Source organism: Methylophilus sp. 'Pure River', assembly GCF_046765995.1.
Taxonomy (GTDB): domain Bacteria; phylum Pseudomonadota; class Gammaproteobacteria; order Burkholderiales; family Methylophilaceae; genus Methylophilus.
On the sequence record NZ_JBKOUE010000002.1, the window covers coordinates 1 to 21,323 of the forward strand.

Consider the following 21,323-nt stretch of genomic DNA (forward strand, 5'->3'; position numbering starts at 1 on the left):
TTTACCACTCATACTGCACCTTTCTTTTATTGCCATTATTACGGCTTAAAGGTGTCTAGTAAATTAGTGGCGATTCACTTTCACGCGCAATCGCCAGCAATACCTCCTGAACGGGCGCATCATGCACGACCAGGTTAATGAGTAAGGTGGGGGTGGCCGACTTTAATGGCGGCTTAATAATGCGGGCGGATTCAATTTCAGAGATATCGACTTCAGGGTAAGTTGCTACAGGTGGCGTTTCTGACACGCTGATATCTGGCAAATGCAATGCAGCGTGAGTAGACGCATCCAGCGGCTGCCGTACGCATGCAGCAAGCCAAACACAACACAGCAGGATGATAGCGAAGCGCATCCACGTCCCCCGTTACGATATTGACATTTTTTAACACATATTAATTAAAATCAATACGCAATGTCAAATCATCATGAGAGAAAACGCAGGCTTCTGGCGAAAGTGTCGATCAATTGTCAGTCAATAGACACTATTTTAGTGGCCATACTAAAAGTATGGCAGTGAGAAATTAGAACAATTCGATTTCGCCGGTAATCACACTGTCTGTGAGCAGGCCTTGCGCAATCAGCGTTTCATAGTAGCAAATTTGATCTCTACCGTGCTCTTTGGCGTAATACAAAGCTTCATCTGCGTGCTCAAGCACCGTATTCGGCAACACATTCAGCGCCATTTTTGAGCAACCGATACTGATCGTGACTTTCCCCACCTGCGGAAACGTATATGCTGCCAGTGCCTCTTTAAACCTGTCTAGCAACATGACAATGTCATGCTCTTCGGCACAGGAGAACACGCCGACAAACTCCTCCCCGCCAAAACGGAACAGCAGGTCACCATCCCGAAAAGCCTCTTGCATCAGACGCGATAACAGCAGCAGTACCTCGTCACCAATCAAGTGGCCATAGGTATCGTTAATTCTCTTGAAGAAATCAATATCGAAGATCACCAGGTAGTGGTGCAAAGGGAATCTGTATTCCGGCTTATAGTCATTAAGCAGGATTTTGCCAACGCATTGATCAAATGTCTTGCGATTGAGCAGGCCGGTTAAGGCATCGCGTTCGTTTTCAATAATCAACCCGGCGTAATGCTGGAACATCTGCAAGCATTGCTCTACCAGATCAATCTCCTCAGCCGAGAGCGATTCGTGCTGGATCAGCAAGATGGCACTTTTGTGGGAGATACTTTGCTTGAGCGGGAACACATGCAGCTTGCCGCTGGCTGTATCAAAACACACATGCTGACGATGCTCTTGATTCAAATAACCCAATAGCATCGTATACACTTCCGGCGGCCAGGCTTCAAAGGTCGGGTCAGTACTGGACTCCTGAGTATCCATCACCGAGACAAGCTGCCGCTTGGACAACACCTGCATCCTGACTGGCTGTGCCTGGGCCGCAAACACAGACATCCAGTGCTGCATTAATGATAGCAGCGCCGGATCGAGTGCAAGGCTTTCCCTGACCTTGGTGAGGTCAATCAGGCTTTGCATAAATTTTTTCAAATTCAAAGGTGTATTCATGTTCGCGACAATTGTTTTTTCGAACACTTTATCAAAAGCATGGCGTTGACCTATTGGTAAACAGAGCCAATTTTAGTGACTATTTTTGAATTTAAGACGGGATAAAATAAGAATGGGGTGGCTAATGGGGCTCGAACCCACGACAACCGGAATCACAATCCGGGGCTCTACCAACTGAGCTATAGCCACCACTGGGAAAGATTTTGGCCTGCCCGACAGGAATCGAACCTGTAACCCCCAGCTTAGAAGGCTGGTGCTCTATCCAGTTGAGCTACGAGCAGATAAAGTAGTTACATGCCGATCAGGCAATCCAGAGAAAACTGGTCGGCGTGGAGAGATTCGAACTCCCGACATCCTGCTCCCAAAGCAGGCGCGCTACCAGACTACGCTACACGCCGAAGACGGAAATATAACCGATTTTCTGAATTTGTGTCAATGTCGATGTGATAAAATTCTATTTTTTACGACAAATATTTTGTTCATGAGCGCTCATATTATTGATGGCAAGCAAATTGCCGGTCAACTGCTAGAGGATATTAAAGCCAATATCGATCAACGTGTGCAGGCCGGAAAACGTGCGCCCTGCCTCGCGGTGATTTTAGTAGGTGACGATCCTGCTTCTGCTATTTATGTGCGCAACAAACGCCTGGCCTGCGAAAAAACAGGCATCGTTTCAGTCGCGCACAACTTACCTGCCAGCACGTCACAAGAAGAATTGTTTGCGCTGATCAGGCAGTTGAATACGGACAATGAAACAGATGGCATTCTGGTGCAATCGCCCTTGCCACACCATATAGATGAAACAGAAATCCTTGCCCTGATTGATCCAGCCAAAGATGTCGATGGTTTTCACCCTTATAACATTGGCCGCCTGGCGGTACGCCAGCCTTTACTGCGCTCCTGCACACCTTATGGTGTGATCAAGATGCTGCAAGCCAGTGGCATCGCGCTCAAGGGCCTGGATGCCGTGGTGGTGGGCGTATCCAATCATGTTGGCCGCCCCATGGGCCTAGAGTTGCTATTGGCCGGTTGCACCGTGACCAGTTGCCACCGCCACACCAAAGACCTGGCTGCGCATATTGGCCGTGCAGATTTAATTGTGGCCGCAGCGGGCAAAGCCGGTCTGATCAAAGGGGAGTGGATTAAACCTGGCGCGATTGTGGTCGATATTGGTATTAACCGCTTACCAGATGGCAAGATTACCGGCGACGTGGATTTTGCCGTTGCCAGCCAGCGCGCCAGCCATATCACCCCGGTGCCAGGCGGCGTTGGCCCGATGACCGTCGCCACATTGATGGAAAACACATTAAAAGCGCTGGAACTGCGCGAGCAAGTCTAGCCGCTCCCAGTTTAACGCCCATAAAAGAAACTTTGCATGGTGGTTAAACTGGTGTACACTCGCGCGATTGTTGATTGACGTAATGCAGTAAACCACGCCTTTTTTGGCAATAACTATTCAGTAGTTTCGTTGTTTGGAACCATCATGGCAGATACCGTTAACAAATCCTTCACTCCTTACCAGCCAGCCGCCGGTGAGGAATATATGAACAAAAAGCAGCAGGATCACTTCCGTAAAATCCTGAATGACTGGAAATCAGAACTGAGTCACGACATTGACCGTACCGTGCATACCATGCAGGACGAAGTCACCAGCTTTGCTGACCCAAATGACCGCGCCAGCCAGGAGTCTGACATGGCGCTGGAATTGCGTAACCGCGACCGCGAACGCAAACTGATCAAGAAAATTGACGAGACCCTGCGCAATATCGACAGTGGCGACTATGGTTACTGCGAAGGTTGTGGCATTGAAATTGGCCTCAAACGCCTGGAAGCCCGCCCGACGGCCACCTTGTGTATTGATTGCAAAACACTGGACGAAATGCGCGAAAAACAAGTCGCAAAATAACGCCAATAAGCAATCCATCATAAAAAAGGCTGCAATGTATTGCAGCCTTTTTTATTAATGCCGTGCTACCAGCTTTCTTCCACTGCAAACAAGCGTCGGTGCTCCCGAATTGCGTAGCGGTCAGTCATGCCAGCCACATAGTCAGCGACGGCACGCGCCTGATTCTGCTTGGCAGCTAATTGATATTCATCCGGCATCAAGGCTGGATTATCCATAAACGCCGTAAACAGTTCTTCAATAATGCGGCGCGCCTTAGCGCTCATGCGATTGACTCGGTAGTGCTGGTAAAGATGCTTGCGCAAAAACTGCTTGAGCTCCAGGTTTTTTTCATCCAGCGCCTGGCTAAACCCAACCAGGTAGTCAGACGCCTTGCGTACATCCTCAATACTGGCTGGACTCAAAGCGGCAATGGCCTGCTGACTGTGCTGGCATAAGTCGACCACCAGCACATTAATCATGCGGCGTATGGTTTCATGCACTAGCCGTTTTTCTTCTATGTCACCATACAGCTTTTTCACTTCGGCCATGTTTTCGGCAAATAGCTGGATACCGGACAACTGTTGAATTGTAATCAAGCCTGAGCGAAGACCGTCGTCTACATCATGATTGTTATAAGCAATTTCATCGGCAAAATTGGTGACTTGCGCCTCCAGGCTGGGTGATTCGCCTCGTAAAAAACGCTCGCCGACATCCCCTAGCAACTGTGCATTTTTGCGTGAGCAATGCTTGAGGATGCCTTCACGCACTTCAAAAGTGAGGTTCAGGCCATCAAAACTGGCATAGCGGTTTTCCAGCACATCTACGACGCGCAAGGACTGCAGGTTATGTTCAAAGCCACCGTAGTCGCGCATGCAATGATTGAGTGCATCTTGCCCGGCGTGACCAAATGGCGTGTGACCGAGGTCGTGCGCCAGCGCAATCGCTTCGGCCAGGTCCTCATGCAGCCCCAGTGTACGCGCAATCCCCCGGGTGAGTTGTGCTACCTCGATACTATGGGTGAGCCGGGTGCGGAACAGGTCGCCTTCATGATTGACGAACACCTGTGTTTTATACTCCAGGCGGCGGAAAGCCGTGGAGTGGATAATACGGTCGCGGTCACGCTGAAACACATTACGCAACGGTGACTCTTGCTCACCGACCTTGCGGCCTCGCGTCTGTTCAGGATGGGCGGCAAAGCGGGCTAAGGTCATGTCGAGTCTCTGTGACTACACTGCGAGTGACAGCGTCTGTTTTAATTTATCAGCGTCATAATCTGCCGTCATCACCGCCTTGCCAATATCCTGCTGCAAGATCAGCCGGATGCGGCCATCGGACACTTTTTTGTCCAGCTGCATCAGGCGCAGATACTCGTCCGCCCCCAGGTCTGGCGCGTCTATGGGCAACTTTGCTGCCTGCATAATGGTTTTAATGCGAGCAATTTGCGCCGCATTGAGCCAGCCCATACGCTGTGACAAATCTGCCGCCATCACCGTGCCTGTCGCCACAGCTTCACCATGCAACCAAACCCCATAACCCATGGCATTCTCAATGGCATGGCCGAAAGTATGGCCCAGGTTGAGCAACGCACGCTCGCCCTGCTCGTGCTCATCAGCCACCACCACCTCAGCTTTATTCTGGCACGAGCGGTAAATGGCATAGCTGGCAACAGCAGTGTCCAAATCCATGAGGGCGGACATATTGATTTCCAGCCAGTCAAAAAAATCCGCATCGCGAATCAGACCATACTTGATCACTTCGGCGATCCCGGCTGACAACTCGCGTTGTGGCAATGTTTTCAAGGTATCAATATCAGCCAACACCAGTTTGGGCTGATAGAACGCACCTATCATGTTTTTGCCCAGTGGATGATTGATGCCGGTTTTGCCACCGACGCTGGAATCCACTTGTGACAACAAGGTCGTCGGCACCTGGATAAACGGCACGCCTCGCAAATAAGTGGCCGCGGCATAGCCGGTCAAATCTCCAATCACACCACCGCCCAGGGCGATTAGAGTGGTATTCCGCTCACAGCGATTTTGCAGCAAATGATCATAGATGATTTGCAAGGTCTGGTTATTTTTATGCGCCTCACCATCCGGCAGAATAATTTCAATCACGCTGACACCGGCATCGCGCAAGGGCTGCGCAATCGCTTGCATATATAACGGCGCTACCGTGGTGTTACTGACAATGGCAACTTGCTTGCGTTTGAGGTAGGGCAAAATAAGCTCTGCCTGCCCCAGCAGGCCACTGCCGATATGAATAGGATAGCTACGGTCAGCCAGGCTGACAGTTAAGGTTTGCATGATGGCTCCAACGCATTGAGGGCGTTTTCAATTTTTTGGATAATCACCGACACCGGTTGATGTCCGGTATCAACAATCAGGTGTGCAGTTTCGGTATAAAGTGGATTGCGTGCGTGAAACAATTGCTCCAGCTTGGCTTTCACATCCACATTTTGCAGTAAAGGACGGTTTTTATCGTTGCGCGTGCGCAGATACAACTCATTGACGTTGGCGCGCAGATAAATCACATAACCATAACGTCTGAGAATGTCACGGTTTTCCGGCGCGATAATCGCCCCTCCGCCAGTGGCAAGCACAATGTTATCCTGCTGCGCAAACTCTTCCAGGGTCGAGGTTTCGCGCTTACGGAAGCCGACTTCCCCTTCCAGCTCAAAAATAGTCGGTATCTTGACGCCGGTGCGCTGCTCAATCACATGATCCGTGTCGTAGAAGGTCTTGCCCAGACTTTTGGCAATCAATTTGCCAACTGTGGTCTTGCCTGCCCCCATCAAACCGATCAAAAATATGTTGTTTGGTATTTGCGCACCCATAAAAAAGCCCAACTGTTTCAGTTGGGCATTTTAAGGCAAAGCCTGTCGGCTGTCAGTAATCGCGCACGTTTGCGTGCGCTAATTAGTTCAAAGCTAGTGTTTCATCCATCACTTTAGGGGTGATAAAAATCAGCAACTCGGTTTTATCTTCTTGCTTGGTGTTGCGTTTAAACGCATAACCGACCACAGGCAAGTCCCCAAAGAAAGGCACTTTATCGGTAGATTTGCGGGAAACCTGTTCGTAAATCCCGCCCAGTACCACTGTCTCGCCGTTGCCAACGAGGACCTGCGTTTGTACGTTTTGCGTATTAATCGCCACACCACCGGGCAAGGTTTCACCACGACTGTCTTTGCGTACATCAAGATCCATAATAATTTTCTGGTCTGGCGTGATTTGCGGGGTCACCTCCAAACTAAGCTCAGCTTTTTTAAAGCTGACCGCAGTTGCACCACTGCTGGTGGCACTTTGGTAAGGAATCTCCACCCCCTGCGCAATACGCGCTTTCTGCTGGTTGGCCGTGGTCACGCGCGGACTGGAAATCACCTTACCACGTGAATCTGCTTCCAAAGCGGATAATTCAAGGTTCAGCAATAAATTGGCCGACAACTTAAGCAAACTCAGCGCAATGCCGCCATAAGCGTTGGTCACTGGCAGGTTGGACATCAAATCAGGCTGACCATTGGAGCTAACGGTATAGTTACCCAGCGTCGCACTCTGTACAGTACCGCCTTGCGTACCCAGTGTATAAGTCCCGGTACCGCCTGCCGTTGTCGGTGCAGTGTAAGCCGTCGCCTTATTGCCCAACGAGCCACCTATCGACAAGTTGGTATTACTGCCCGGTGTACCGGTTTGCGAAATGCCAAATCGCGCACCCAATGCTTTAGAGAATGTATTAGAGGCGATCACCATGCGTGACTCGATCATGACCTGTTTCACAGGCACATCCACTTTGTTGATAATAGTCTGGATTTCATCCAGTTTTCTTGGCGTATCCTGCACAAAAATCGTATTGGTGCGCGCATCAAATGTCACGCTACCACGTTGCGACAGAATGCGATTCATACGGCCAGCCGATGCGCCACCTGACGAACCGGTAGACGTGCCAGACGTCGAGCCACCTGAACCACTGGCACCGCCGCCAAGCAGCATATTCCTGAAGTCCACCGCCTTCTGGTATTTCAATGAAAACACCTCTGTACGCAAGGTTTCCAGCGTCTCGCGCTCCGCCTCAGCAGTGAGCTGCGCTTTCTCTTTGGCGGCAAACTCCTCTGCTGGCGCGATCGAAATCACACTACCGTTGACGCGCATGTCCAAGCCCTTGCTTTTCATGATCACATCCAGCGCCTGGTCCCATGGCACATCTTTCAGGCCGATGGTTACACTACCAGAGACTGAATCGCTGACGACGATGTTCTTACCGGTGAAGTCAGCGATCACTTTCAATACATCCCTGACATCTACACGCTGGAAGTTCAGAGACAATTTTTCACCAGCATAGCCTTGCTTGGAGCCCTGAATGAGTTTGTTAGGGTCTTTTGCCAATGGGCGGATATCGACCACCAGGCGCTTATCGGTCTGGTATGCAGACTGCTCCCAATCACCTTGCGGCTCAATCACGATTTGTGCCTGATTGTGATGCCGCAAAGCATCCACATACAATACAGGCGTATTAAAGTTGATCACATTCAGGCGGCGCTGCAAGGCTTCTGGTAACTCAGTATCGGCAAAATCAATCACCACTGTTTTCCCCGCATTGCGCACGTTGACGCCCACACGGTTATCCGACAAATCTACCAAAATACGGCCTTCACCATTTTTGCCACGCACAAAATCAATTTTCTGGATTTTGTGTCCAGCGGACACTTCCTGCTCAGAAAAACGCTTGGCGGCCACAGCCGCAACAGGCACCTCAGCGCCTTCTTGGGTCAGGCCTACCAGCAAGGTTTGCTCCTGCAACTGTAATTGATGCTGGACCGGCTTGGATAAATTTAATACAACACGACTGCGATCACTCGCCTGTGCAACCTGTACTGACTTCAATACCCCCTGATTCACCGGCAACACATTTTTACCGGTAGCGTTGATGGTATTGGGAATATCAAACACGATTCTGGGCGGATTACTCAAGATGAAACTGACCGGTGCCGCCGCCAATGGCTGCGACATTTGCAGTTGCACATCCAGGCGTCCTCCTGGCTGTGCTGTGACATCCACCGCCTGCAACTGGTTACTGGCCGTGGACACCTCTGCCGCCATGCCAACACCCTGTAGCGCTAGCGCCACAGACAAGAATGCCACCCTGGCCATAAAATAGCTTAAATTTTTCATCATTGATGTTCCTGCAGTTCCAACGTTGTCATTTGCTCAGACCACTCACCGCTCCCGGGGTCTTGAATCGTCTCTTTGATTTTTAATTCATACTTCAAGGTCTGACGGTTTTCTGTCAGTGCCGTAATGACGCCAAACTTCTCCCCCAGGTGCGAGCCAGGTTTGACCTGATACACCAGGTTATCCGGGGTCTGGATAGTGGCAAACATGCTGTTCTTTTTGCTTAATACGCCGACAAACTTGAGGTTCTCTAGCGGATAAGCCTCCAAGGGCTCCTTGCGCCGCGTCAGGTCAGGCTGGTTAGTGTTCTGCACTGCCGCTTTGCGGGGCACAAACGGGTCATGCAGCGTGCTATCCGCGTTATATTGCTTGGGGGCAAACCCTTGCACTTGTGGCAACGGCTCTACCGGTGCCCCCACGGTCTGGCTTGCCTCTTCCATAAAGCGGGTCAAATCATCATCTTGTGATGAGCCGCATGCAGACAGCAATAGCGTTGGGATCAGGGCAATTAAGTACTGGTTACGCATCATTTCTTCCCTGCCTTACTCTCCTGGGCCTTACGTGCAGCAACCTCTTCTGCATCCAGGTAACGGTAAGTTTTCGCCACGGCCTCCATCACCAGCATATCCTTGTGTGGCTGCTTATCCTCTTTACCGGCAGGCTGTATCTGCAAATTGTGTAGTGTCACGATACGTGACAGCTTGGCCACCTCTGTCACAAAAGCCCCCAGCTCGTGGTAATGCCCCAACACCTTGATATTGATGGGCTTCTCGGCATAAAAATCGGCAAAAATTTCTGGCATCGGCACAAAGCCTTCAAACGATAAGCCCTGGCTCAAGCCAGCCTGGTTAATATCGGTCAGCAAGCCATCCATTTCAGACTTGTCCGGCAACTGCTTGAGCAGGGTGCCAAAAGTGCGCTGGATATCAACGACCTGTTGCTCATAGGCTTTAATTTTGACTGCCTGTACTTTTTTAGCCAGGTATTCGTCACGCAGGCCCTGCTCTTTTTCTTGTTCGGCTTTCAATGCCTTCAGGTTAGGGCTGAGCAAAAACACATAGCCCAATACCAGCAATGCACTAGCCAAAATGGCCAGCAACACGGCTTTCATCGGCAGCGGTAAATTACCGGCCGTTTTTAAGTCAATATTATTAAAATCTGAAAGTTGCATTTCTCGCTTATCCTTTGGCCCCGACAGGCTTATGTTTAGCGGGGTCCTCTTTGGCAGTTTCGCGTTTTAAATACACCCGCAACACAAACTCATACTCTTTAACAGAGAGTGCATTGGTGTTGGCCTTGATTTCAACCAGGTTAGGGTTGTGCATAATCGGCGAACTGCCCAGGTTATGGACCAGCGTGGCAATCCTGGCATTGGTGTCAGCCACCCCCTTGAGTTCAATCTCATCCTCCAGTTGTTTGACGCTTTTGAGGAACACACCTTCTGGCAACTGCCTGGCCAACTCATCCAGAATCGACACTGCCTGGTTACGGTCACTCTGCAAGCCCTCGACAATTTGCTTACGCTCCAACACATGTTTAATCTGCTCTTTCAGATTACCGATAATGGCAATTTCCTTGTCCAGGTGCGCCATCTCATCTTGCAACCGCTGGTTGCGCGACTGCTGTGTCTGGATTTTGCTGTGGATATAGCTCCAACTCACAAACAGGATAGCCGCAGCGGCAATGGCCACCAGCGACGCCATAAGCCCAAACTCGCGCTGGCGCTCGGCACGCTTGATCTGACGGTGAGGTAACAGGTTCACTTTAATCATGCGTCCACTCCCCGCAGGGCGAGGCCACAGGCAATCATCAGTGCTGGCGCATCTGTTTCAAGCTGTGAAGACTTGATCTTGTTTGCCAGCGCCATCCCCTTGAAAGCATTGGCCACCAGCGTATGCACACCGGTTTTCTGCTCTATCAATGGCGCCAGGCCTGCGGTCGCTGAAACGCCACCGGCCAGCAACACATGGTCGACCTTGTTATATTGGGTAGAGTTGGTGAAAAAGGACACGGCACGCGCCGCCTCACCCGCCAGGTTTTGCAGGAAAGGTTGCAATACCTCCGCCTCATAAGACTCAGGCAAACCGCCCTGACGCTTGGCGATTTCACTCTCTTCAGGCGACAGGCCAAATCGGCGCTGGATCTCTTGCGACAGCATGGCGCCACCAAAGGCCTGTTCCCGTGCATAAATCGACTGTGTACCGACCATGACATTGACATGTGTCACATGCGCACCGATATCCAGAATCATGGTGACGGTCTTTTTGCTGTGTTGCGGCAACTGTTTGAGAATCTGACGATAGGCCGTTTCGGTGGCGTAAGCTTCTACATCAACGATGCTGACCTTCAAGCCGGCCTCTTCAGCCACGGCAACCCGGTCATCAATTTTTTCTTTCTTGGCCGCCACAATCAACACTTCAACTTCATCTGTGCTTTTGCCCATAGGACCCAGCACCTGAAAATCGAGGTTCATTTCTTCAAGCGGGAAAGGAATATACTGATTGGCTTCTGACTCCACCTGCAACTCCAGGTCTTCGTCACGCATGCCAGCTGGCATGATCACACGTTTGGAAATCACCGCAGCAGTTGGCAATGCCAGCACCACCTGTCGCGCGCGCGACCCGAGCAAACGCCAAGCTGAGCGCATGGTGTCAGCCACCAGCGCTAAATCGTTAATATTGCCATCACTGATGACCCCTTTAGGCAGGGTCACATTGGCGTAGCCATCCAGTCGGAATTGTTGTTTGCCCACGGCGCTCAGTTCCACCATTTTGATGGCGGTTGCGCTGACATCTACACCAATAAAACTGGTTTTTTTGCGTTGTAAAAAGCCCAGACTCAACTGTATTGCCCTTTTTTAATATTTGGATGCTCGTTGGCTTATGCATCAACCATGCCAACTCACACCATTTCATGGCGACAAGCAAATTCCCGGCCTTCATGGTAGCCAGAAGAATGCTGATTATTTACATGATTCCATAATTAACTGCCATTGAATTGGCAAAAAAAGATTACAATTCATGGGTAATTCTCACGATGGCAGCAAGACGCATGAACTCAAGAAACTGGTTGCAGTCCCTTCTTTTTCTTTCCATTACCGGCAGCTTGATCGTCGCCGCCCTGCTGGTGCTGATGATCAGCATCCTCTATCCGTCACTGCCTTCACTGGATGCCCTCACGGATTACCATCCGAAATTACCGTTGCGCATTTACGATGCCGAAGGTGGCCTGATTGCCGAGTTTGGCCAGGAACGCCGCGCCTTTGTGCCGATTGAGCAAACTCCCAAGGTCATGAAAGACGCGATCCTGGCCATTGAAGACCGTCGTTTTTACCAGCACAACGGTATTGATACCACCGGTATCTTGCGCGCCATCCGCAACAACCTGACCGGCCGCGGCCATGAAGGCGCCAGCACCATCACCATGCAGGTGGCAAAGAACTTCTTCAGCAGCCCGGATACACCGCGTAATATCTGGACCAAGATCAAAGAGGCCATGCTGGCAATCAAGATTGAAAACGCCATCAGCAAAGACAAAATTCTTGAGCTTTACCTCAACCAGATCTACCTTGGTGAGCGCGCATATGGCTTTGCCACGGCATCCAAAACCTATTACGACAAAGACCTGAAGCAACTCAACCTGGCGGAGGCCGCCCTGCTGGCAGGCTTGCCGAAAGCACCGAGCAAGTACGACCCGTATATTCACCCCGACTACGCGATCAAGCGCCAGCATGAAGTGCTGCGCGACATGCACCGCTACGGCATGATCAGCGACCGCGAATTTGAGCAGGCCATGAATACGCCACTCAAGTTCCAGTCGTCGAGACGACAAGTGCAAGCACTGGGTGGAGAATACGTGGCTGAAATTGTGCGGGCGACTTTGTATAAACGTTATGGCGAAAAAGCGTATACCAGCGGCCTGCGCGTTTACACCACCATCAATAACAAGCACCAGGCAGCGGCGAACACCGCCGTGATCCAGGGCATTATCAATTTTGAATTGCGCCATGGATTCCGTGGTGCAGAGCAGGTCATTTCCCTGCCAACCGGCAAACTGACCGCCAGCGGTGCCAGCGAACTATTGCGGGATTTTGTCACTTATAACCAGTTTGTGCCCGCCTTGGTCACCAAGGTCGAGCCCAACCTGCTCACTTTGGTCACTAACCGTGGCACAGTGCTCAAATTGCAGGACAAAGCCATTTTGCTGGTGAAAAACCATATGCCACCCGCCAAACGCACGCCATTGTCGCTGGTGCCTGGCGCGGTGATCCGTGTTTACCAGCAAAATGACAGCTGGTCTGTGGTGCAATTGCCAGAAGTTGAAAGCGGGTTTATGGCACTCAACCCGGAAACCGGGCAGGTACAGGCCCTCATTGGCGGTTTCAGCTTCCAGCGCAACAAATACAACCATGTGACGCAAGGCCGCCGCCAGCCTGGCTCCAGCTTCAAGCCATTTATCTACTCGGCGGCACTCGAAAAAGGCTACAGCCCGGCCAGCGTATTTGAAGATGCGCCTATCAGCTTCACCTCTACCGAAACCGGTAGCAATAGCAGCTGGGAGCCGCGTAACTACGATGAGAAATACGCAGGCCCCATGCGCTTGCGCGAAGCCCTGGCGCAATCCAAAAACACCATTTCCATCCGCCTGATGAATGCCATTGGTGCCCGCTATGCCCAAGACTACCTGCGCAGATTCGGCTTTGACCCCAAAGATCATCCGGCTTACCTGTCTACCGCGCTAGGTGCAGGCTCTTCGTCTGTCTGGCAAATGGCAGCCGCCTACGCCACCTTCGCCAACAGCGGTTACCAGGTACATCCTTACCTGATTGAAAAGATCATTGATAGCCGCGGCAAAGTCATTCAAGCAGTACAGGCTGGCAAACATGTGTCGCAACAACGTGTGATCGACCAGCGTAACGCCTTTATCATCACCACCATGTTGCAAGACGTGGTCCGTGACGGCACGGCCAGGGCCGCGCTGTCATTGCGTCGCCCTGACATTGCCGGTAAAACTGGCACCACCAATGACCAGTTTGATGCCTGGTTTGCGGGTTACCATCCGAAAGAGGTCGCCGTAGCCTGGGTCGGTTATGACAATCCGCACAACCTGGGGCGTGGTGAGACTGGCGGCCGTGCCGCATTACCAATCTGGATCAACTATATGCAGCAAACCCTGACCGGCTTGCCTATCTATCAGTACAAAGTGCCTGATGGGGTCTTACAGCTGAAAGTAGACGCTTACACTGGCACGCAAGTGGGTGAAGATGACCCTGGCATTTATGAATATTTCTACGAAGAACATTTGCCGCAATCACAACCGGAAAACCTGCCAGGCTTGTTTGACCCAGAGGCAGAGCATGCGCCAGAGGACAACGAACCATCTTTTCTGGAGCGCCTGATTGGCGATCATAGCAGTGGCAACAATGAGGACAAAAAGCTGCAGGTAAACCCGGCAGCAAAGTTACTCAGCCCTAATTAGAAACGAATTCAACTTAAAGCCTGATGCGATGTTTGACGACTTTTCAAGTGATCTAAGGCAAGAAATAGCACAGTCCGCCGCACGCCTGATGTTTGAGGAAGGCATTAGTGACTATGGCCGCGCCAAGCGCAAGGCGGTCAAGCTCATGGGCATACAACAGGATGCCCCGCTGCCGACCAATGCCGAAATTGACTCAGCGTTGCGCGAGTATCACGCCTTATACGCTGATGAAAATGATGCAGCGCACCTGCTGGAGTTAAGGCAAGCCGCCTTGCACACCATGCAGTTACTCAAAAAGTTTAACCCACACCTGATTGGTTCGGTGATGGAGGGCACGGCAGGCCCTTACGCAGACACCGACATTCATGTGTTTGCTGAAAGTGGTAAAGAACTGGAGATTTACCTGCTCAACCAGAACGTGCCTTACCGGCTGGATGAACAGCAATTCCGCATGTCTGACCGCCCTGGCAAGCAAAAGCATGACCTGGTACGCAAACGGGTGCCGGTGTTACTGGTGGAGACGCGTTTTGGTACGCAACGCATCAGTGTGTTTGAAACCGATGATATCCGCACCGCACCGCGTAAAAATGGCGAAAAGGCTGGCATACATCGCATGAACCTGCTGCAACTGACCGAAGCTCTATCCCCAGGTAAAACCGCCAGTGAATAAGCTTTAGCTTTACTGCAAGCTGATCTGGCCGTGCCCAAGCACAGTGCCGGTAGCATAGGCCATATCGACCAAAGAGACTTGATAATCACTGATCGCGCGGATTTCTTTCAGTTGTGCCTCGCCCAGACGCGTTAGCGTTTCCAGCACCTCGGTCATGGTGCGCAAGCCTTCATTAAACTGTTTGAGTTCAGCCTCGTAATTAATCCCGGCGACCAGTACCTGCTGGCGTGCCGCAATAATGCGCTGCCAGTTTTGCTCAACTTTATCCAGCGCGTCATGAATCTCACGTTTGACGGTCAGGGTTTGTAACGTTTTGGTGGTCAGCCGTTGCATGCGCTGGGCCACCGCACGATCCAGCTTGGCCTTGCGCGCCTCATTACTCACTGGCATTTCAAACTTCAGGCCGACCGACCAGTCGCGATAACGGCCACCAAACAAATCCTGGCCGATGTCGCCAAAACGTTCACCAGAACCAGACAATGCGCCATACTGATAATCCAGCGTGAATAAGGGCAAGGTCTGGTTTTGCAGATAATCAATCTGCACCAGGTCAGCACTTAGCTTCAACTCCTGATCCAGCAACTCAATACGGCTATCCAGCGCATCGCGGATCAAATGCGCGCGGTCAAATTCAAACCTAACCAGGTTAGGTGCCGTCATCGGCACCCAGGGTGACTGTCCTGCCTGATCGTCAGGCAAATCATTAAGCAAAAACTGTAATTGCCGTTGTGCCAGCTTGAGATTGGTTTCAGCCACAATCAGCGCCTCCATACGGTCAGCGACACCAATTTGCGCCCGGTTTACTTCAACCGCCGCGGTCAAGCCTTCTTGCACCCGGCGCTTGACCATGGCCAGGTTCTGGCTGGCATATTCATACTGATTCTTGCGTACATCCAGTGCCGCCCACGCCTCGTAAAGCTCCCAGTAGGCCTTATCTACGGTTGCCACAATGCGTATCGTCTGCAATCGCGTTTTCAGTTGTACGCCGTCACGGTCCAACTCGGCAACACGGATGCTGGCTTCATTGACCTGCGTGCCAGCATTACGCAGCAAAGGCTGGCTAAACGAGAAACGCAGGGCACTGCGATACTGATCACTGGCAAACTTGCCCAGGCTTTGCCGGTTTTCCAGCGGTGCGCTTAAAGTCACCGTGCCACCGGTACGCAAAGGCACTTTGACCCCGGCCTCCACATCCCAGAATTCCTTTTTCTGCGCATCTAGGTTGAGCTTGGCCAGCTCGCCATTCAGCAAAGCATTGTCTGACTTGATAATGACCTTATCCCCAGACATGGCGGGCGTGTCTTTTTCGGCATATTTGGCATAGGCAAAAATCACCTGGTCAAACTTGGCCTGCTCTTCGCGCAGCGATTGCCTGGCCAGTTCAGGGTCCATTTTGGCGACTTTGATCTGCAAGTTATTTTGCAGGGCGCGCTGGCGAATATCGGCAATGGTGACTTGGGCACCTTGCCCCTGCGGCGCGATACTATCAGTTTCCGGGCTATCAAACGGCTTTAACGCACTCTTGAGGTCTACTGTCACTGACGACTTGCGTTGCTGCTGTTGCTTGACCGCATCATGCAGCGGCACGCCCGGTTGCGGGCTATAGGTTTCCAGTGCACGCCCCTCTGTTTTTTCCAGGCGTTGCCGCGCACGCGTGTCTGTCACCTCATCGGCCAACAATGCGCCCCAAGGCGAAGCAAGCGCCAATAGTGTTACCAGCCAGCGCGTCATGCGGCTTTGCCTCCGGCCTGCTGCAAGGGTACGGGCTCTGGCGGAATGCGCGGCGGGAAGCCATTGAGCAAGCGCCACAACTCGTAGCCTATGGTCACACGCTCAAGCAATACCCAGCCTTTGGCACTGATGCCCTGACGCAAAAACCTGGCAGACGGCCACTCAGGCGTACCGGCTTTATGCACCACCATGATACGGAAGTGGCCAGAGCCGTTGTCCGTCGGGTCGACAAAGGAGATTTCGCCTTCAAAAGTGCCGACGCCGACCTGCGCCCAACCCGGCACCTGTATCGCAGGCCAGCCTTCAAACTCCAATCGCACACTGCTGCGGGACGTGATTAACGGCGCATCGCGGCCATCGACCCATAACTCGACCGCACGCTGCGAGGTATGTGGCACAATCACCAGCAAGGGATCGCCCTGCTTGATGATTTGCGATTGTGAATTCACTGGCAGCCTGAAAATCGTGCCATCCCTGGGGGCAACAATTCGCTGCATATTTTGCCGCGCCAGTGAGATCTCAGAGTTGTGCAGGCTATTTTCACTGTCTGCGGTTTCGCCACGGATTTTGTTGATCACCGCAGACGTCGAATCCAGGTATGCCTGGGTATCAGAACGGGTTTGCTGGATATCCGCCGCGGCAGAGCTGGCCTCCGCTTTAGCCGACTGCCATTGCGCTTGCGCACTGTTGAGACTGCGACTGGCGATAATATGGTCACGCTCGGCGACTTCCAGGTCACGCTTGGATACCAGGCCATCGCCAAACAGGCGTTGCAGGCGCTGTACTTGCTGGCTGGCAGCATCCAGTGTTGCCTGTGCCGAATTCACCGCCTCCTGACTACTGCGGATTTTCTGGTTAGCCACATCCAGTTTGTATTGCGCCGCAGAAATCTTGGCATCGCGCGCAGCGGTCAGGTTCTGTTTTTGTAACTCGTAATTACGCAACTCGTCCTGTTTTGCACCCAGCTTGCTTTGCAAATTATCCCGCTGTGCTTCAAGACGCTGCTTAAAATTAGGATCAGTATCGGCAATCTCCAGCAGCAAATCGCCCTCTTTGACCTGCGAGCCTTCTTGCACATGCCAGCGATTAATCATGCCATTCACCGGCGCATCGATGGTCTGCACACGTTCAGAAGGCGAGTAGGCGGTCACTTTACCCAAGGCTGTCACGTTTTGCTGCCAGGGTAAAAACAGGAACATCGTCGGTAAACCAACCAGCAACCAGGCCAGTCGTTTAATCCAGACGCGTAAACGCTGCGGCGTTTGCACCGTGCCCATCAATGTTTGCTGCAGTTGATTATGCATGCTGGTCTCCCGCCTGGCCGCGCGTGCTATCCAGCGTCATCACCTGCTGGAATTGCTGTGCAATATGGGGGAAACGGGTGGTCACAATCAACATCCAATTTGACTGGTGGCGCTTAAGCAAGGTCAGCACCTGATCCAGCTCCTGCTGACCGAGCCCATCCAGCAAGCCATCAATCATCAGCAACTCCGGGCGCCCTATCATCGCCCTGGCCAGCATCAGGCGTTGCAATTGGGTATAGGTCATGGGTGCACCATAATCAGTCAAGATAGTATCCATGCCCTTGGGTAACTGACTGATATCCTCCCACAAACCCAGCATTTGCAATATATCAACCATGGTATCCAGAGGGATCTCAGTGCGGGTCAGGCGCAGATTATCCAGAATCGAGCCGTGCTGCCACTCCACCTTGTTGGCAATACCAATATGGTCACGCAGGTGATCCAGGTTCAATTGGCGCAGGTCTATGCCACCATAACTGACATAGCCTTGCACCGGTTGCCTGAGGCCGGTCAGTAACTCGAGCAGGGTACTTTTACCACTGCCCAATGCGCCCAGAATGGCCAGACTCTGGCCACGCTGCAATTCAAAACTGACCTGACTCATCAAGGTTGGCTGGCCATGGTGGCTAAATCCCAAGCCAGCCACTTTCAGCGGGTGATACCCCTCCAGGCTGGATTGATGCTCACCTGCGGCCTCTACTGGCAACGTTTCCAGCACGCCCAATTTATCAACCGCAGCCAGCAAGTCGTAGAAATACTCCAGCTTGGTCACAAAACGCACAAAGGCAGACAATACGCCAAAAATAATCAGCTCTGCCGCCACAAACTGGCCCAGGTTAATCTGCCCCTTGATCACCAGCGTCCCGCCGAGAATCAGCATGCCGGTACCTATGACCGCATACATGCCCACCGCACCGATCAACTGCGTCATTAATACGCGGAAATGTTGTACTCTGGCATCCAGATAGTCCTGCGCCAGCACCTCGGTATTGGTTGTGGTGCGTTGCTTGGCACCATAAAATTTGGATAACCATTTATTACGTGCAATGTTTTCCAGCCATGCGGCCATATCGTACTTGGCCTTGGACTCCTTGAGTGCGGTGGTTTCTGCCTGTTTGCCCAGCAGAAATACGACCGCCCATAACACGATCAGCATCAGGATCACCAGAATGCCGAAATACAAGCTGTAAAACAGCAATACCACGCTGCCGATCAGGCCTTGCAGCAAGGCAGTCAGACCAACAGTCAGCAGCGTCGCCACAGACTTTTGCACGGTCTGGATATCAAAGTAGCGGTTTACCAGCTCGACTGGATTGTGCTGGTCATAAACAGAGACATGAATCTGTTGTGTGTTTTGCGCAATGAGCAAACTATGCCGCACAAATACCCGGCGCTGAATCAGCTCAACCAGGAAACTCTCAATCGCGTAAATGCCCCCCGACAAAGCCAGCAGACAAAACAGGATAAAGCCGACCACATACAAGGGCTGCAACACGCCGCCCATGGTGACGATATTGACCATGGTCTGTACCGCCACCGGCGTCGCGATGCCCAACACCCCATAGGCAAGCGTCAGGTAAACCAGCAGCAGGATATCCTGCTTTTCAAAGGTGGCGAGTTTTAATACCCGTTGTACGGGGCTCAACAAGGAGGGAGTCAGATTTGCCATGGTAAGAGTTATTTTAGTTCAGGCCCACTACATGGATAACAATGTATTTTATTAAGTTCAAAAAAAAAACGGCTCAATGAGCCGTTTTCTTTTTCACATCATGGATTACAGGCTATAAGCACGCTCACCATGCTCTGTCGTATCCAGACCTTCGCGCTCGTATTCTTCACTTACACGCAAGCCTACAACAGCGTCTACAACTTTGTAAAGAATGACGCTAACGATACCAGTCCAGATCAATGTTACCACCACAGCGATGATTTGAGTCGTCACTTGACCACCCATGGTCACGCCTTCGGCATAACCCACACCACCCAGGCCAGGAGACATCAGTACACCAGTACCCACCGCACCCCAGATACCGGCCAGGCCGTGCACACCGAATACATCCAGTGAGTCATCATAACCCAGTGCACCTTTCAACTTGGTCACGCCCCACAGGCTGACAAAGCTGGCGGTGAAACCGAGGATGATGGAACCCATCGGTCCGATGAAACCACAAGCAGGCGTAATCGCAACCAGGCCAGCTACCGCACCGGATGCAGCACCCAACATGCTAGGCTTGCCTCTGAACAACCACTCGGCAAAAATCCAGCCCAATACCGCAGCAGCCGTTGCCAACTGTGTGTTGACCAATACCATACCGGCAGTCGCATCCGCAGCCAGTTCGCTACCGACGTTGAAACCGAACCAACCCACCCACAGCAATGAAGCACCAATCATGGTCATCACCAAGCTATGCGGAGGCATCGCTTCTTTACCGTAACCGATACGTTTGCCCAACAACAAGGCACCAATCAGCGCAGCCACACCAGCGTTGATATGCACAACCGTACCACCGGCAAAGTCTTTAGCACCCAGCTCAGCCAGGTAGCCACCACCCCACACCATGTGTGCGATTGGGATGTAAGCAAAAGTCACCCACAATGCTGTGAACAACAAGACAGCAGAGAACTTCATACGCTCAGCAAAACCACCTACGATCAGGCCAGGTGTCAGCGCAGCAAAAATCATCTGGAAAGTCAGGAACACATACTCAGGGATCGTGCCAGACAAACTATCTGTCGTAATGCCAGACAGGAATGCCTTGCTCAAGCCACCAACAATGGCATTGCCTTCACTAAACGCCATACTGTAGCCGTAAGCCGCCCACAGCACAGACACCAGAGAGAACACCACGAAGACTTGCATCAACACGGAAAGCATGTTTTTCTGACGCACCAAACCACCGTAGAACAAAGCCAGGCCAGGGATAGTCATCAAAATCACCAACACAGTGGCGACAATCATGAATGCGGTATTACCCACGTCCAAGGTTGGCGCAGCCTCTGCGGCAGCAGGTGCGGCTTCTGCAGCAGGGGCTTCAGCCGCCGGTGCTGCATCAGGAGTAACTGTTTCTTGAACTGTGATGGTTTCTGTCACAGTCTCTTCAGCATAGCTGACTGGGGTTGCCGCCAGGCCAATCAAGGCAACCAGCGATAACATGGAAAGAATTTTCTTCATAGCTGAAGCCCTTTCTTATAGCGCATCCGGACCGGTTTCGCCGGTACGTATACGGTAAACTTGTTCCAGATCGAAGACAAATACTTTGCCATCACCGATTTTGCCAGTTGCAGCCGCTTTCTCGATCGCATCAACGACCTGATCCAGCATGTCGTCCTTAATGGCGACTTCCAGCTTCACTTTAGGCAAGAAATCAACGACATATTCTGCCCCACGATATAACTCGGTATGCCCCTTTTGACGGCCAAACCCTTTGACCTCAGTGACTGTGATGCCTTGTACGCCAATGTTGGACAAAGCCTCACGCACTTCATCAAGCTTAAATGGCTTGATTATTGCGGATACAAATTTCATTTGCTTCTCCCGTTGTTAACTCTGACGGGCACAAT

At 51.8% G+C, this 21,323-nt stretch carries 19 protein-coding genes and 3 tRNA genes; 4 read left to right on the top strand and 18 right to left on the bottom strand.

The features are described from left to right. Nucleotides 1-55: 55 nt before the first annotated feature. The 5 genes from ACIDE9_RS02320 to ACIDE9_RS02340 form a co-directional block, all read right to left on the bottom strand. Nucleotides 56-352, bottom strand: coding sequence for a hypothetical protein (locus ACIDE9_RS02320; protein ID WP_411992411.1), 297 nt, complete (start codon nt 350-352; stop codon nt 56-58). A 169-nt stretch (nt 353-521) separates the two neighbouring features. Then, nucleotides 522-1,529, bottom strand: a complete 1,008-nt coding sequence (locus ACIDE9_RS02325) for a GGDEF domain-containing protein (protein ID WP_411992413.1) — start codon at nt 1,527-1,529, stop codon at nt 522-524. A 113-nt stretch (nt 1,530-1,642) separates the two neighbouring features. Further along, a tRNA-His gene (locus tag ACIDE9_RS02330) sits at nt 1,643-1,718 on the bottom strand. Nucleotides 1,719-1,733: 15 nt separating this feature from the next. Next, a tRNA-Arg gene (locus tag ACIDE9_RS02335) sits at nt 1,734-1,810 on the bottom strand. Between the two features lie 40 nt (nt 1,811-1,850). Next, nucleotides 1,851-1,927: transfer RNA gene (locus ACIDE9_RS02340), tRNA-Pro, on the bottom strand. An 83-nt stretch (nt 1,928-2,010) separates the two neighbouring features. Between ACIDE9_RS02340 and folD the strand changes: the two genes are divergently transcribed. Both folD and dksA read left to right on the top strand, forming a co-directional pair. Continuing rightward, a complete protein-coding gene (gene folD, locus ACIDE9_RS02345) occupies nt 2,011-2,868 on the top strand; it encodes a bifunctional methylenetetrahydrofolate dehydrogenase/methenyltetrahydrofolate cyclohydrolase FolD (protein ID WP_411992415.1) in 858 nt (285 codons plus the stop codon). 144 nt (nt 2,869-3,012) lie between these two features. Further along, on the top strand, nt 3,013-3,435 hold the full coding sequence (dksA, locus tag ACIDE9_RS02350; RefSeq protein WP_019880976.1) for an RNA polymerase-binding protein DksA: 423 nt from the start codon (nt 3,013-3,015) through the stop codon (nt 3,433-3,435). 65 nt (nt 3,436-3,500) lie between these two features. Here the strand turns inward: dksA and ACIDE9_RS02355 are convergent, their stop codons facing one another. The 8 genes from ACIDE9_RS02355 to ACIDE9_RS02390 form a co-directional block, all read right to left on the bottom strand. Then, nucleotides 3,501-4,625, bottom strand: coding sequence for a deoxyguanosinetriphosphate triphosphohydrolase (locus ACIDE9_RS02355; RefSeq protein WP_411992417.1), 1,125 nt, complete (start codon nt 4,623-4,625; stop codon nt 3,501-3,503). A gap of 15 nt (nt 4,626-4,640) precedes the next feature. Continuing rightward, a complete protein-coding gene (gene aroB, locus ACIDE9_RS02360) occupies nt 4,641-5,720 on the bottom strand; it encodes a 3-dehydroquinate synthase (RefSeq protein ID WP_411992419.1) in 1,080 nt (359 codons plus the stop codon). Then, nucleotides 5,708-6,250 carry a shikimate kinase gene (locus ACIDE9_RS02365; protein WP_411992420.1) on the bottom strand — a complete coding sequence of 181 codons (543 nt, stop codon included), beginning with the start codon at nt 6,248-6,250 and terminating at the stop codon, nt 5,708-5,710. Before ACIDE9_RS02365 ends, aroB begins: the two co-directional genes overlap by 13 nt. An 82-nt stretch (nt 6,251-6,332) precedes the next feature. Next, nucleotides 6,333-8,582, bottom strand: coding sequence for a type IV pilus secretin PilQ (pilQ, locus tag ACIDE9_RS02370; protein ID WP_411992421.1), 2,250 nt, complete (start codon nt 8,580-8,582; stop codon nt 6,333-6,335). Beyond that, on the bottom strand, nt 8,579-9,106 hold the full coding sequence (locus ACIDE9_RS02375; protein ID WP_411992423.1) for a pilus assembly protein PilP: 528 nt from the start codon (nt 9,104-9,106) through the stop codon (nt 8,579-8,581). Before ACIDE9_RS02375 ends, pilQ begins: the two co-directional genes overlap by 4 nt. Next, entirely contained in the window at nt 9,106-9,750 is a 645-nt protein-coding gene (locus ACIDE9_RS02380) for a type 4a pilus biogenesis protein PilO (protein WP_411992425.1), read from the bottom strand. Before ACIDE9_RS02380 ends, ACIDE9_RS02375 begins: the two co-directional genes overlap by 1 nt. A 7-nt stretch (nt 9,751-9,757) precedes the next feature. Beyond that, nucleotides 9,758-10,351: a PilN domain-containing protein gene (locus ACIDE9_RS02385; protein WP_411992426.1), complete on the bottom strand. Its 594-nt coding sequence runs from the start codon at nt 10,349-10,351 to the stop codon at nt 9,758-9,760. Then, nucleotides 10,348-11,421, bottom strand: coding sequence for a pilus assembly protein PilM (locus ACIDE9_RS02390; RefSeq protein WP_411992428.1), 1,074 nt, complete (start codon nt 11,419-11,421; stop codon nt 10,348-10,350). The genes ACIDE9_RS02385 and ACIDE9_RS02390 overlap by 4 nt, the downstream gene beginning before the upstream one ends. Nucleotides 11,422-11,630: 209 nt before the next feature. Here ACIDE9_RS02390 and ACIDE9_RS02395 point away from each other — a divergent pair, with 209 nt between their 5' ends. Beyond that, the gene (locus tag ACIDE9_RS02395; RefSeq protein ID WP_411992430.1) at nt 11,631-14,057 is read left to right on the top strand and encodes a penicillin-binding protein 1A; all 2,427 of its coding nucleotides are present in this window, start codon (nt 11,631-11,633) and stop codon (nt 14,055-14,057) included. A 28-nt stretch (nt 14,058-14,085) separates the two neighbouring features. Beyond that, nucleotides 14,086-14,727, top strand: a complete 642-nt coding sequence (locus tag ACIDE9_RS02400) for a hypothetical protein (protein ID WP_411992432.1) — start codon at nt 14,086-14,088, stop codon at nt 14,725-14,727. 9 nt (nt 14,728-14,736) lie between these two features. On the opposite strand, the gene ACIDE9_RS02405 is transcribed toward ACIDE9_RS02400, so the two are convergent. The 5 genes from ACIDE9_RS02405 to glnK all read right to left on the bottom strand — a co-directional run bounded on the left by ACIDE9_RS02405 (nt 14,737) and on the right by glnK (nt 21,288). Next, entirely contained in the window at nt 14,737-16,458 is a 1,722-nt protein-coding gene (locus tag ACIDE9_RS02405; RefSeq protein WP_411992434.1) for a TolC family protein, read from the bottom strand. After that, complete coding sequence (locus ACIDE9_RS02410; protein ID WP_411992436.1) at nt 16,455-17,762, bottom strand: HlyD family secretion protein; 1,308 nt, start codon at nt 17,760-17,762, stop codon at nt 16,455-16,457. Before ACIDE9_RS02410 ends, ACIDE9_RS02405 begins: the two co-directional genes overlap by 4 nt. Continuing rightward, entirely contained in the window at nt 17,755-19,431 is a 1,677-nt protein-coding gene (locus ACIDE9_RS02415; protein ID WP_411992438.1) for a peptidase domain-containing ABC transporter, read from the bottom strand. Before ACIDE9_RS02415 ends, ACIDE9_RS02410 begins: the two co-directional genes overlap by 8 nt. Nucleotides 19,432-19,536: 105 nt before the next feature. Beyond that, nucleotides 19,537-20,934 (bottom strand): ammonium transporter, encoded by a 1,398-nt coding sequence (locus ACIDE9_RS02420; RefSeq protein ID WP_411992440.1) that lies wholly within the window; start codon nt 20,932-20,934, stop codon nt 19,537-19,539. 15 nt (nt 20,935-20,949) lie between these two features. Continuing rightward, the gene (gene glnK / locus ACIDE9_RS02425; RefSeq protein WP_018986930.1) at nt 20,950-21,288 is read right to left on the bottom strand and encodes a P-II family nitrogen regulator; all 339 of its coding nucleotides are present in this window, start codon (nt 21,286-21,288) and stop codon (nt 20,950-20,952) included. Between the last annotated feature and the right edge of the window lie 35 nt (nt 21,289-21,323).

Bases quoted from the DNA above. Each gene is read 5' to 3' on its own strand.
- ACIDE9_RS02385 (WP_411992426.1), bottom strand. From the start codon at position 10,351: ATGATTAAAGTGAACCTGTTACCTCACCGTCAGATCAAGCGTGCCGAG.
- folD (WP_411992415.1), top strand. From the start codon at position 2,011: ATGAGCGCTCATATTATTGATGGCAAGCAAATTGCCGGTCAACTGCTA.
- ACIDE9_RS02405 (WP_411992434.1), bottom strand. From the start codon at position 16,458: ATGACGCGCTGGCTGGTAACACTATTGGCGCTTGCTTCGCCTTGGGGC.
- ACIDE9_RS02420 (WP_411992440.1), bottom strand. From the start codon at position 20,934: ATGAAGAAAATTCTTTCCATGTTATCGCTGGTTGCCTTGATTGGCCTG.
- ACIDE9_RS02415 (WP_411992438.1), bottom strand. From the start codon at position 19,431: ATGGCAAATCTGACTCCCTCCTTGTTGAGCCCCGTACAACGGGTATTA.
- ACIDE9_RS02365 (WP_411992420.1), bottom strand. From the start codon at position 6,250: ATGGGTGCGCAAATACCAAACAACATATTTTTGATCGGTTTGATGGGG.
- ACIDE9_RS02400 (WP_411992432.1), top strand. From the start codon at position 14,086: ATGTTTGACGACTTTTCAAGTGATCTAAGGCAAGAAATAGCACAGTCC.
- aroB (WP_411992419.1), bottom strand. From the start codon at position 5,720: ATGCAAACCTTAACTGTCAGCCTGGCTGACCGTAGCTATCCTATTCAT.
- ACIDE9_RS02375 (WP_411992423.1), bottom strand. From the start codon at position 9,106: ATGCGTAACCAGTACTTAATTGCCCTGATCCCAACGCTATTGCTGTCT.
- ACIDE9_RS02320 (WP_411992411.1), bottom strand. From the start codon at position 352: ATGCGCTTCGCTATCATCCTGCTGTGTTGTGTTTGGCTTGCTGCATGC.
- ACIDE9_RS02325 (WP_411992413.1), bottom strand. From the start codon at position 1,529: ATGAATACACCTTTGAATTTGAAAAAATTTATGCAAAGCCTGATTGAC.
- ACIDE9_RS02410 (WP_411992436.1), bottom strand. From the start codon at position 17,762: ATGCATAATCAACTGCAGCAAACATTGATGGGCACGGTGCAAACGCCG.
- ACIDE9_RS02395 (WP_411992430.1), top strand. From the start codon at position 11,631: ATGAACTCAAGAAACTGGTTGCAGTCCCTTCTTTTTCTTTCCATTACC.
- pilQ (WP_411992421.1), bottom strand. From the start codon at position 8,582: ATGATGAAAAATTTAAGCTATTTTATGGCCAGGGTGGCATTCTTGTCT.
- ACIDE9_RS02355 (WP_411992417.1), bottom strand. From the start codon at position 4,625: ATGACCTTAGCCCGCTTTGCCGCCCATCCTGAACAGACGCGAGGCCGC.
- ACIDE9_RS02380 (WP_411992425.1), bottom strand. From the start codon at position 9,750: ATGCAACTTTCAGATTTTAATAATATTGACTTAAAAACGGCCGGTAAT.
- glnK (WP_018986930.1), bottom strand. From the start codon at position 21,288: ATGAAATTTGTATCCGCAATAATCAAGCCATTTAAGCTTGATGAAGTG.
- dksA (WP_019880976.1), top strand. From the start codon at position 3,013: ATGGCAGATACCGTTAACAAATCCTTCACTCCTTACCAGCCAGCCGCC.